Genomic DNA, 11,515 nt, shown 5'->3' with positions numbered 1-11,515 from the left:
GATGGATAAAGGGGTTCCGCTGCGCTGGTGGCAGACACGCTGGTTCGTACTGTTCGCCACGCTGATGGCGGCCGTGCCGCTCTTGTGGCCGGATATCCCGCCGCTCGTCGACTTGCCCGGCCATATGGGCCGCTACCGGGTCCAGCTGGTCTATGACCAGGTGCCGTGGCTGCGCGAATGGTATGATTTTCGCTGGCAGCTGATGGGCAATCTGGGGGTGGACCTGCTGGTCTTCCCCATGGCCAAGATCTTCGGGCTGGAACTGGGCGTGAAGCTGATCGTCCTCGCGATTCCGGTGATGACCGTCGCGGGCTTCCTGATGATCGCGCGCGAGGTGCACGGCCGCATCCCGGCGACGGCGCTGTTCGCGCTGCCGCTCGCCTATGCCTTCCCGTTCCATTTCGGCTTCGTCAATTTCGCGCTGTCGATGGGCATGGCGATGCTGGCGTTCGGCTGGTGGCTGCGGCTGGCCCGACTGGGCAAGTTCCAGTTCCGCTCGCTGGTGTTCGTGCCGCTCTCGGTGATCATCTGGATCACCCACACCTTCGGCTGGGGCGTGCTGGGCGTGCTCGCCTTCTCGGCCGAGCTGATCCGCCAGCACGACCTGCGCCGCAACCGCGCACTGCCCTGGTACCAGGATCTGGTGGGCGGCTGGCTCGCGCCGATCTTCTTCGCCGGGCTGCAGTGCGCGGTGATGGCACTGCCGGCGGTGCTGATGGTGATCTGGCGCGGCGGCGAGCATGTCTCGGGCCAGACCTTCGACTGGTTCAACTGGCGCGCCAAGACCTTGTGGGTGACGCAGGTGTTCCGCGATCGCTGGCAGCTGTTCGATCTCGCCAGCGTCGGCGTGATCTTCCTGCTGATGCTGAAGGCGGTGCGGGACCCCAATATCCAGTATTCGCGCAACCTCGGCCTTTCCGCGCTGTTCCTGCTGCTGGTCTATATCTTCCTGCCGCGGGTGGTGTTCGGATCGGCCTATGCCGACATGCGGATGGTGCCGTTCCTGATCGCCGTCGCGATCCTCGCGATCCGGCCCAAGCCCGGCCTGTCGATGCGCGGCGCGACGCTGGTGGCGGTGCTCGGCCTCGCCTTCTTCCTCGCCCGCATCGGCGCGACGACCGCGAGCTTCGCCCTGTACGACAGGGCCTATGACCGCGAGCTCAAGGCGCTGGAGCATGTGCCGGTCGGCGCGCGGCTGGTGAGCTTCGTCGGGGAGACGTGCTACAACGAATGGGCGATGACCCGGCTGCAGCACGTCCCCGGCCTCGCGCTCGAGCGGCGGCTGGCCTATACCAACGACCAATGGTCGATGGCCGGCGGCCAGTTGATGACGGTGCGGTACCGCGCGGCGAAGCGCTTCGCGCACGATCCGTCGGAGCTGGTGACCAACGTCCAGTGCCCGCGCGAATGGTGGCGCCCGATCGCGCGCAGCCTGTCGCTCTTCCCGCGCGACGCCTTCGACTATGTCTGGCTGATCCGGCCGCCGGCGTACGACAAGCGCTACGAACAGGGGCTGATCCCGGTGTGGCGCGATGGGCCGAGCGTGCTGTACCGGGTCGACCACAATGTGCCCGGGCCGGGCCTCAACCCCGGCGACCTGCCGATCCCGCGCCCCGAAGCCGTGCTGATCCGTGAGGCCGAGGCGGCGGGGGAACTGCCGGGCAACGGGACCGCGCCGCCTTCTTAAGGGATTTCTGCTCGCGCGGTTGCGCACATCGGTCTTGCAGAGCAGATTGCACCGATGGGTAAGCGATCAGGCGTTCCGCATCGGAACGATGAATTGGCGGCAATGACCGAGGAGGCAATTCGGGCCGAGCTTCACCGCGCCCGTATTAGGCTCAGCATCTCCCCTTCCGCTAAAACAGCTAAGGCATTGGGAAAGCGAATTTTCTGGCTTGAGGCCGCGCTCGAGCGGCGAGACTGACCTCACCTCGCCGGGGGGCGGACAAAGACCAGACCCTACTCCGCTTTCCTGAACGGCGTCAGCTCTTCCAGATATTCCTGCTCGCGCTCCACCGCCTGCTGCTCGCGCACCAGGAAGTCGGCGACGGCGCGGCGGAAGCCGGGGTCGGGGAGGTAGTGGGCCGACCAGGTCGTCACCGGCACATAGCCGCGGGCCAGCTTGTGTTCGCCCTGCGCGCCCGCCTCGACACGGGGCAGGCCGCGCGCAATCGCGGCGTCGATCGCCTGGTAATAGCAGAGCTCGAAATGGAGGAACGGCACGTCCTCCACGCAGCCCCAGTAGCGGCCGTACAGCGCATCGCCGCCGATCAGGTTGAGCGCCCCGGCAATCGGCCGGCCGTCGCGCTCGGCGAAGATCAGCAGCACGCGGTCCCCCAGCGCCGCGCTGAGCATCGAGAAGAAGGGCCGCGTGAGATAGGGGCGGCCCCATTTCCGGTTGCCGGTATCCTGGTAGAAGGCCCAGAACGCATCCCAATGCGCCTCGGTGATCTCGGCCCCGGTAAGGTGGCGGATCGTCAGCCCTTCCACGGCGGCGGCGCGTTCCTTGCGGATCGCCTTGCGCTTGCGGCTGGCGAGCGCGCCGAGGAAATCGTCGAACCCGGCATAGCCGTCATTCTGCCAGTGGAACTGGGTGCCGGTGCGGATCAGCCATCCGGCCGCCTCGAACAGCGGCACCTGCGCTTCGTCGACGAAGGTGGCATGGGCGGAGGAGAGGCCGTGCTGGTTCACCACTGCCTCGACCGCGGCGATCAGCGCGGACGCCTGGTCGGCATCGCGCAGCAGCAGCCGGGCGCCGGGCACGGGCGTGAACGGCACCGCGATCTGCAGCTTGGGGTAATAGCGGCCGCCGGCGCGCTCCCAGGCATCGGCCCAGCTATGGTCGAACACATATTCGCCCTGGCTGTGGCTTTTGGCATAGGCGGGGGCGATCGCGACGGGGACGCCGTTCGCATCGTCGACGACGATCGGCAGCGGCTGCCACCCGGTCTGTGCCGTCGCCGATCCGGAAGCTTCGAGGATCGACAGGAAGGCGTGGCTGAGAAACGGGTTGTCGGCGCCCACACAGGAATCCCACTCGGCCGCTGGGATCGAAGCGACGCCGTCGGCGAGGCGGGCGGTGACGGATGGGGATCGCACGGGGACAAGATAGTGCATGGGTCGCGCGGCGCCAGTGGTTTCGTCCGCTAGAGGCAGGCCAGCGTCGCCGCATCGATCGCGCTGGCTGCACCCTGCAGCGCATAGCCGTCGACGAACGGCACCCCGCCGGTGTCGACGCTTTCCACGCTCAGCGCCCGGCCGTCGCGCATCGCCGCGACGATCGCCGAGTCGGTGCGCGCATCGGGGGCCCAGGCATCGTGGCGGCTGGCGGTGAGTTCGAAGCGCCGTTCGCCCGCCACCAGCATCACCCGGGCATGGTCCGCCCGCGCACGGCTGAGGCGGATATAGAGCTGGTGCCGCACCCCGCGACCGGGCCAGCTCGCGATGCTGAGATAGGCTTCGCCGCGCCGCGCCTTGTCGACCGGCCGCGCCACCGCGAAGCAACGCGTCGGCGCGGCATCCCGGAAGGCGCCCCAGCGCTCGAAAATCCCGATCGTCTCGCGCGGCCCGGCAAGCGCGAGCAGCGCCAGAAGGGCGATCATGCCGGCGCGGCGCCGCGCCCGGTGCCGAGATGCACCACCGTCTCCACACCGCCTTCGATCCGCACGATCGAACCCTGCGGCAGGTCCCGCGCGACGGGCGCGTCGAACTGCGGCAGCACGTCGCGGCCGGTCATCACCCCGCGCAGGATGCGGCTCGACATGCCGTGCATGATCACCAGCCGGTCGCCGGGATCCTCGTCGGTATCGGCCAGCCAGGACGAGACGCGCGCGGCGATGCCGTCATACCATTCGCCGCCCTCCGGGGGGCGGGTGTAGAGGCCGTGCTCGGAATCGAGGAAGCTGCCGACCTCGCGCTCCAGCTCGGCATAATAGCGCCCGCTCCACGCGCCCATGCCGATCTCGACCAGTCGATCGTCGGTGCGCGCCTGGTGCCAGTCGAGCTCGAGATGCTCGGCGATGATCGCCAGCGTCTGCAGCGCGCGGCCGGCGCTGGAGGCCCATAGCGTCAGCTTCGGCTTCGGGCCGAGCAGTTCGCGCAGTGCGGCGCCCATCGCATCGGCCTGGGCGAAGCCGGCGCGGGTCAGCGGGGTGTGGGGATGGTCGCCCTGCATCCGCCGGGCGATGTTGAAGACGGTCTCGCCATGCCGCGCGATGAAGTCGCGGCCTTTCCGGGTGCTGGCCATGGCCCATGTCTCTCGGGCGAAACCCCCGGAAACGCAATGCCCCGTTTTGGCCCTGATTCGTTCATCCCGGCGACAGGGCTGCGGGTGCATCCGTCCCCCAGCTCGCGGGGCACGCCGGGAGCAAACGGGAGGAAGAATGGTTCGCGGCGCCCGCGTGGGCCGCCCCTTCCCCTCGGAACCGAGCGTCCAGCCGAAGCCTCCGGGCCTTCGGTTGCAGTCAGGCCGCACCCTGTCGGTGCGGCTTCAGTGAGGAGTATTCGTTATGCGTACCAAGCTTTCCATCGCCGCCCTGATTGTCTCCACTGCCTTCGCCGCGCCGGCCTTCGCCCAGTCGCAGGACCAGAGCTTCGCCGGATCGCATGCCGAGGCAATCGTCGGCTGGGACCGCGTGAACGACAAGTCGTCCTTTGACGCGTCGCGCGACGGCGTCACCTTTGGCGGCAACATCGGCTATGACATCCAGCGTGGCGGCACCGTGTTCGGCGTCGAGGGCGAAGTGACGGGATCGAGCATCAGCGATCGCAGCGGCGACGTGCTGACTGCCGGCGACCGACTGCGCGTGAAGGCGGGCCGCGACCTCTATGTCGGCGGCCGCCTCGGCTTCGTCGCGAACCCGCGCACGCTGATCTACGCCAAGGCTGGCTACACCAATGCGCAGTTCATCACCGACTATGATTCGCCGGCTACTGCCACCGCGCCGGCGCTCTCCTTCCGCCAGCGCGACAATTATGACGGCTGGCGCCTGGGCGCCGGCGCCGAGTTCAAGGTGACCGACAAGGTCTTCGCCAAGGCGGAATATCGCTATTCCAACTATGGCTCGCAGACCAATGGCGTCGATCCGGAGCGTCACCAGATCGTCACCGGCATCGGCGTCCGCTTCTGATCGCCGAAAAGGCGGTCCGACTGTGGAAAAGGGGGTCGGAGCGGCTTGCTCCGGCCCTTTTTCGCGTTAAGGGTACGTCATGGCGCATTGCCACCGGCCGGGTCGCGCCGGGTAGGATGTTGGGCGACGGCCCGGGGGTTTGAGGTACATGAAGGCGACGATCGAACGCGCAACTCTGTTGAGGGGCTTGAGCCACGTCCAGTCGGTGGTCGAGCGGCGCAACACGATTCCGATCCTGTCCAACGTGCTGATCGATGCGCAGCTCGGCGGCACGATCCGGCTGATGGCGACCGATCTCGATCTCCAGATCGACGAGACGATCCCCGCCGCGGTCGACCAGGTCGGCGCGACGACGGTGTCGGCGCACACGCTGTTCGACATCGTCCGCAAGCTGCCCGAGGGTTCGCAGGTGGTGCTCACCGCGGCCGAGGGCAAGCTGACGGTGGTCGCCGGCCGCGCCCGCTTCCAGCTCGGCACGCTGCCGCGCGACGATTTCCCGATGATCGCCGAGGGCGAGCTGCCGACGACGTTCGAGCTGCCGGCCGAGACGCTGAAGCAGATCATCGACAAGACCCGCTTCGCGATCTCCACCGAGGAGACGCGCTATTATCTGAACGGCATCTTCTTCCACGTGACGGACGATGCCACCCGCATGCTGCGCGCCGCGGCGACCGACGGCCACCGGCTGGCGCGCGTCACCGTGCCGTGCCCGGACGGCGCCGATGCGATGCCGGGCGTGATCGTGCCGCGCAAGTGCGTCGCCGAGCTGCGCAAGCTGCTCGACGAGGTCGACGGTTCGGTGGGCGTGTCGCTCTCGCCGTCGAAGATCCGCTTCGACCTGGGCCAGGCGATCCTCACCTCGAAGCTGATCGACGGTACCTTCCCCGATTACAGCCGCGTGATCCCGACGGCGAACGACAAGCTGCTCAAGCTCGATCCGAAGAGCCTGATGCAGGGTGTCGACCGCGTCTCGACCATCGCGACCGAGAAGACCCGCGCGGTTAAGATGGCGCTGGAGCGCGACAAGGTCGTGCTCTCGGTCACCAGCCCCGAGAACGGCGTCGCGGCCGAAGAAGTCCCCGGCGAATATGCCGCGCAGGGCTTCGAGATCGGCTTCAACAGCCGCTATCTGATGGACATTCTCGGCCAGATCGAAGGCGATCTGGTGGAAGTGCATCTCGCCGATGCGGCTGCACCGACGCTGATCCGCGAGAATGACAGCTCGCCCGCGCTCTACGTATTGATGCCGATGCGGGTCTGATCCCGCATCGTTTTTCCGTGGTAGAACAGCGGCTTGTCCATGGTTGACGGCCGATTGCCGGCGGCCCCCGCGCTTTCCCCGGCTTTGTCGGATCCATGCGTGCGATCATAAGCGGGGCCAAGCCCCGAGGGTCGCACTTACGGGACTTGGGTCGGGCGGCGGGTCTCCCTGGATCCGTCGTCCGCCTCAATCAAAATACACGGCCGCGTTGAATCCATGCCGCGGCCCTGCTATTTACATGCCTGTCAGTTACACGGATCGGACTGGATGGCGACCAAGGCACCGCAACCGCTGCTCAACCCTGGCGTCCCGCTCAAGCGCGAATGGGGCACTGCGCTGTCGGCGCTGCGCCGGCTGCTCGCGAACGGCGACGATACCGAACAGGTCTTCAAGATCATGCGCGCGCTGAACGGCGATGTCAGCCAGCGCAACTACCGCAAATTGCTGACCGTCCCCGGCGGCGGCAAGCTCGCCTATCGCAGGCTGGAGCTGTCGCAGCGCCTGACCGACCGCGACTGGATCGACGGCTTCGCGCCCGGCACGCTGGGCGCCGCCTATCGCGACTTCCTCGATTCCACCGGCTATTCGGCCGACGGCTTGGTGCAGGTCAGCATGGTCGAGGGCGGCTTCCAGGGCATTGAGGTGGAGCATCCCTATGCCTGGATGGGCCGGCGCGAGCGCGACATCCACGACCTCTGGCACGTGCTGACCGGCTACCAGGCCGACGAGCATCTCGGCGAGCTGTGCCTCGTCGCCTTTTCCTATGCGCAGACCGGCGGGCTGGGCTGGGGCTTCATCGCCCTGGGCGGCGCGCTCAAGAGTATCCGCACCACGGGGCGGTTCGATTGCGTGCGGGCGATCTGGGAAGGCTATCGCCACGGCAAACGCGCCGGCTGGCTGCACGGCGAGGACTACGAGAAGCTTCTGGAAGAGCCGCTGGATGCGGCGCGCGCGCGGCTGGGGATCGGCGCGCCGGTACAGTATCGGCGCGCCCAGGCGAGGCTGGCCGCGGCGGGCATCGGCGCGCTCTAGGGGTTCTTTTCGGCCTTCGTCTTCGCCTGCATCTGCCGGGCGAGCAATTCCAGCGCGTCGCCGCTGATCAGGTCCTCGGGTATGGCGAGACGCGCGGGAGCGATCCGGGCCTCCTCCAGCGCCAGCAGCTGGACGGTGTTCGCGTCGCGCACCATCAGCGGGGCGCCCTTGTCGTTCATCGCGGCGAGGATGGCGCGGAAACGGCCGTGCTTGTCCAGCGGACCGAACACGTCGAGGAAGCCGGTGACCGCCGATTGAAGGACCTGCTGCACCGGCGCCAGCCTGGGCGAGGCGGTGAAGGCGGCGTCGATGCTGCCGGCGGGATCGCTCTTGCCCTTGGGCCAGATCCGCCAGACCTGCCCCTTGATCCCCAGGACCTCGGTCTCGCGCAGCGGTTCGACGATCGGCGTCAGCGGGGCGGGGGCCGCGAGGCTGGCGGTCTCGGGATCGGCGCGGAACAGCACGCCGAACAATTTCAGCATGTCGTCGCGGCGGCCGGAGACCTGATCGCCGGCAAGCTTGCCGAGCGTCAGATATACCTCGCCGCCGTGACGGATATAGATGAACTCGCCAACCTCGACACGCGCATCGCCGTTATCGGCCACTTCCACGGTCAGCCGGTCCTTGCCGGCCTGGTAGGAAGCGGTGACGTCCGCCAGCGCCGGCCAGGGGGCCAGCGCCAGCAGGATCGGCAGCACGCGCGCGAGGCGGCGGAACGTCACTTCGCGGCCGGCGTCGCTGCCGGAGCGGCGGGGGCGGGTGCCGCGGGCGCACCCGGGGCGGGCGCTTCACCGGCCTTGTCGCCGGCGGCCTTGGCGGCTTCGAGCGCCTTGTTGGCCTGGTCCTCGATCCGCTTGCGCAGTGCGGCGCGGTCGAGCACGGTCGGCAGCGCGAACTCGCTTGCCGGGATCGCGCCCGGCTTGAGGTTCTGCAGCGTCAGCGCTTCGCCGAGGCGGAGCACCGCGCCCTTGGCGATCACGTCTTCCAGCACCTTCTCGGCCTTGGGGACGCTGGTGAACACGGTCGCCATGCGCGCGCCGGTCAGCTTGGTCTGCATGCTGATGGCGGCTGCGATGTTCTTCAGGCGGCTGTCGTCGCTGACGACGATGCGGATCGAATCACCCTGCGGGTTGCCCTTGGGCTGGACGCTCCAGATCGTGCCCTTCTGGTCGCCGACCTTCTCCTCGCCGACCTGGACCGCTTCATAGTCCGGGTCCTGCGGCAGCGCCTGGGGCTTCATGCCCTTGGCCTTGGCGATGTCCTGCGTCGCGCCGACGAAATCGGCGAAGCTGGCGGCGAACTTGTCGTTGCCGTCGGTGATCACGACGTAATCGGTGCCGCCCTTGTGGATCAGCGTCTGCGGGCCGGCTTCCACCTTGGCGTCGCCATTGGCGGCGGCCTTGACGGTGATGGTGCCGCGGCCGCCGGCGGCGGCGTAGGTCGCGGTCACGTCCTCGGGCGCCTTGGAGCAGGCCGCCACCAGCGCGAGCGCGGCAATCGTAACAGTCTTGCGGATCATGTGTTTCTATCCCTTCAGCCTGATCTATCGGCCAAGCGGTGTTCGTGGGCAAGGTGCTGCGCTACAGCCGCTGGCATGGCCGTCAAGCGTCTCCTGCTCACCGACTTCCGCAACCATGAGGATGCCCTGCTGACGCCGGGCGCGGACTTCGTCGTGCTGAGCGGCGAGAATGGCGCGGGCAAGACCAACATCCTGGAGGCGGTGTCGCTGCTGGCGCCCGGCCGCGGGCTGCGCGGCGCGCCGCTGAGCGAGATGGCGCGGCAAAGCGGGCCTGGCGGCTTCGGCATCGCCGCGACGCTCGACGCGGCCGAGATCGGCACCGGCACCCGCGCCGATGCGCCCGAGCGGCGGATCGTGCGCGTCAACGGCGCGACGGCGGCGGCCACCAGCCTGGCGCAGTGGCTGGTGGTGCTGTGGCTCACCCCTGCCATGGACCGGCTGTTCCTCGAGGCGCCGGGCGACCGACGTCGCTTCCTCGACCGGCTGACGCTGGCGCTCAATCCGCGCCACGCGCACGAATCGACGCGCTACGAAGCGGCGATGCGCGAACGCAACCGGCTGCTGGCCGACGAGATGCCGCCCGATCCGGCCTGGCTCGACGCGCTGGAGGCGCGGATGGCCGAGCACGGCGCGGCGATCGACGCGGCGCGGCGCGATGCCGTGGCGGCGCTGGGCGCGCGGCTTGCCGACCAGCCCGCGGGGCCGTTCGCGCGTGCGGGGCTGGTGCTGGAGGGGTGGCAGGGGGCCGCATCGGCGCTCGCCGCCGCGCTCCGGGACGGTCGCCGCCGCGATGCCGCCGCCGGGCGCACGCTCACCGGCCCGCACCGCGCCGATCTGCAGGTCCTGCATCTCGACAAGGCCCAGCCCGCGCATCTCTGCTCCACCGGCGAGCAGAAGGCGCTGCTGCTCGGCATCGTCCTCGCCCATGCCGAGCTTGTGGCGGACCGCGTGGGCACCCCGCCGATCCTGCTGCTCGACGAGGTCGCCGCGCATCTCGATCCCGGCCGGCGCGCCGCGCTGTTCGATCGGCTGGCCGGGCGGGGGCAGGTCTGGATGACCGGCACCGAACCCGCGCTGTTCGACGCGGTGCCCGCCACCGCCACCCGGTACCGGGTAGCGGATGGACGGATCGAGCCGGGCTGACCCTCACTCCTGTTCGGTGTACGCCTTCACCAGATCGAACAGATAGTCGCGGCCGGCGTACAGCGAACGGATCTCGATCCGCTCGTTGAGGCCGTGCACGCCGTTGCCGTCCGGATCGCCCCAGGGGCCGGGCACGCCATAGGTCGGGATACCGACGGCGGCGAGGAAGATGGCATCCGTCGCCCCGGTCGACATGGTGGGCACCAGCGGCACGCCGGGGAAATATTTCGCGACCAGCTTTTCCGCCGGCCCCATCACCTTGGGATCGAGCGCCGGCGGCCTGGCGATCGGGCGCACCGGCGGCACCATGGTGATCGACACCTTGGCGTCGCCGATCGCCGCGGCCAGCGCCTTCTGCGTCTCTTCGGCGCTGTGGCCGGGGAAGATGCGGCAGTTGATGTTCGCCGCGGCACGCTGGGGCAGCGCATTGTTGGCGTGGCCGCCTTCCAAGAGCGTCGCGACGCAGGTGGTGCGCAGCATCGAATGGTAGACGCGGTCGGTGTTGAGCAGCGTCTCGGCGCCCTTGTCGGCGGGATTGGCGGCGATCGCCACCATCGCCTTGCCCAGCGCGTCGCTGCGCGCGGCACCGGCCTTGGCGAAATAGGCACGGGTGGTGTCGGACAGCTCCAGCGGGAAGTCATAGGCGCGGATCTTCACCAGCGCATCGGCCAGCTGGTAGATCGCGTTCTCCGGCACCGGGATCGAGCTGTGGCCGCCGGGGTTGGTCGTCTCCAGCCGGAAATTCTGCACCGCCTTCTCGCCGACCTGCATGCTCTGGACGAGCACCTTGCCATGCCCGTCCGACTTGCCGCCGCCGCCTTCGTTGAGCGCGAATTCGGCTTCGATCAGGTCGCGCTTGTTCTTGGCGAGCCATTCGGCGCCGTTGAACGCCCAGGTCGTCTCCTCGCCGCAGGTCAGCGCCAGCTTCACGGTGCGCTTGGGCTTGTACCCGGCCTGCTGGAAGCGGATCAGCGTGTCCGCCCAGGTCGCCGCCATCGCCTTGTCGTCGACGGTGCCGCGGGCGTAGTAATAGCCGTTCTCCTCGATCAGCTTGAACGGATCGCGGGTCCAGTCCTCGCGCTTGGCGGCGACCACGTCGATATGGGCGAGCAGCAGGATCGGCTTGGCTTTCTTCGACGTGCCCGGATAGACCGCGACCAGCCCGCCGTCCTTGGGGTGGTCCGGCGTCGAGAACAGCGTGAGCTGCTCGTCCTTGAACCCCGCGGCCTTCATCCGCGCGGCGATCTGCTCGGCGGCCTGGGTGCAGCTGCCGACATTCACCACCGTGTTGGTCTCGACCAGCTCCCTTGTAGAGTTCGAAGAACTTTGCCTGATCGGGCCGCGTCTGCGCGGCGGCGGGTGCGGCGATCGCGGTCGCGAGCGCGACGGAGGCGAGAAGCGTCTTCATCTGGTTTTCCCCTTTTCCCCGTC

The 11,515-nt window shown here is 68.6% G+C and carries 10 protein-coding genes and 1 pseudogene; 5 read left to right on the top strand and 6 right to left on the bottom strand.

What is annotated here, in order from left to right:
• Position 1 precedes the first annotated feature (1 nt).
• Entirely contained in the window at positions 2–1,687 is a 1,686-nt protein-coding gene (locus SPI01S_RS12815) for a hypothetical protein (protein WP_066722895.1), read from the top strand.
• A 272-nt stretch (positions 1,688–1,959) separates the two neighbouring features.
• On the opposite strand, the gene SPI01S_RS12810 is transcribed toward SPI01S_RS12815, so the two are convergent.
• Genes SPI01S_RS12810 through SPI01S_RS12800 form a run of 3 tightly spaced genes read right to left on the bottom strand, consistent with a single transcriptional unit; the run spans position 1,960 to position 4,246 of the window.
• Positions 1,960–3,117 (bottom strand): GNAT family N-acetyltransferase, encoded by a 1,158-nt coding sequence (locus SPI01S_RS12810; RefSeq protein ID WP_174539103.1) that lies wholly within the window; start codon positions 3,115–3,117, stop codon positions 1,960–1,962.
• A gap of 29 nt (positions 3,118–3,146) precedes the next feature.
• Entirely contained in the window at positions 3,147–3,602 is a 456-nt protein-coding gene (locus tag SPI01S_RS12805) for a hypothetical protein (RefSeq protein WP_066722893.1), read from the bottom strand.
• Complete coding sequence (locus SPI01S_RS12800) at positions 3,599–4,246, bottom strand: histidine phosphatase family protein (protein ID WP_066722890.1); 648 nt, start codon at positions 4,244–4,246, stop codon at positions 3,599–3,601. The genes SPI01S_RS12805 and SPI01S_RS12800 overlap by 4 nt, the downstream gene beginning before the upstream one ends.
• A 262-nt stretch (positions 4,247–4,508) precedes the next feature.
• On the opposite strand from SPI01S_RS12800, the gene SPI01S_RS12795 reads away from it, so the two are divergent.
• The 3 genes from SPI01S_RS12795 (at position 4,509) to SPI01S_RS12785 (ending at position 7,422) form a co-directional block, all read left to right on the top strand.
• The gene (locus SPI01S_RS12795; protein ID WP_066722887.1) at positions 4,509–5,129 is read left to right on the top strand and encodes an outer membrane protein; all 621 of its coding nucleotides are present in this window, start codon (positions 4,509–4,511) and stop codon (positions 5,127–5,129) included.
• Positions 5,130–5,277: 148 nt separating this feature from the next.
• A complete protein-coding gene (gene dnaN / locus SPI01S_RS12790) occupies positions 5,278–6,390 on the top strand; it encodes a DNA polymerase III subunit beta (RefSeq protein WP_066722883.1) in 1,113 nt (370 codons plus the stop codon).
• Positions 6,391–6,657: 267 nt separating this feature from the next.
• On the top strand, positions 6,658–7,422 hold the full coding sequence (locus SPI01S_RS12785) for a Coq4 family protein (RefSeq protein ID WP_066722880.1): 765 nt from the start codon (positions 6,658–6,660) through the stop codon (positions 7,420–7,422).
• Here the strand turns inward: SPI01S_RS12785 and SPI01S_RS12780 are convergent.
• Together SPI01S_RS12780 and SPI01S_RS12775 are read right to left on the bottom strand one after the other, a co-directional pair.
• Positions 7,419–8,144, bottom strand: a complete 726-nt coding sequence (locus SPI01S_RS12780) for a hypothetical protein (protein ID WP_066722876.1) — start codon at positions 8,142–8,144, stop codon at positions 7,419–7,421. The two genes, SPI01S_RS12785 and SPI01S_RS12780, sit on opposite strands and share 4 nt — an antisense overlap.
• Entirely contained in the window at positions 8,141–8,941 is an 801-nt protein-coding gene (locus SPI01S_RS12775; RefSeq protein ID WP_066722873.1) for a hypothetical protein, read from the bottom strand. Before SPI01S_RS12775 ends, SPI01S_RS12780 begins: the two co-directional genes overlap by 4 nt.
• A 75-nt stretch (positions 8,942–9,016) precedes the next feature.
• Between SPI01S_RS12775 and recF the strand changes: the two genes are divergently transcribed.
• Complete coding sequence (gene recF, locus SPI01S_RS12770) at positions 9,017–10,084, top strand: DNA replication/repair protein RecF (protein WP_066722869.1); 1,068 nt, start codon at positions 9,017–9,019, stop codon at positions 10,082–10,084.
• Between the two features lie 3 nt (positions 10,085–10,087).
• Here the strand turns inward: recF and SPI01S_RS12765 are convergent.
• Positions 10,088–11,492: pseudogene (locus tag SPI01S_RS12765) on the bottom strand (M20/M25/M40 family metallo-hydrolase).
• Between the last annotated feature and the right edge of the window lie 23 nt (positions 11,493–11,515).

The sequence above is a fragment of the Sphingomonas pituitosa NBRC 102491 genome (genome assembly GCF_001598435.1).
GTDB lineage: Bacteria > Pseudomonadota > Alphaproteobacteria > Sphingomonadales > Sphingomonadaceae > Sphingomonas > Sphingomonas pituitosa.
The sequence above is the reverse complement of the archived record's forward strand: the minus strand, read 5'-3'. Positions and strand labels throughout refer to the sequence as shown.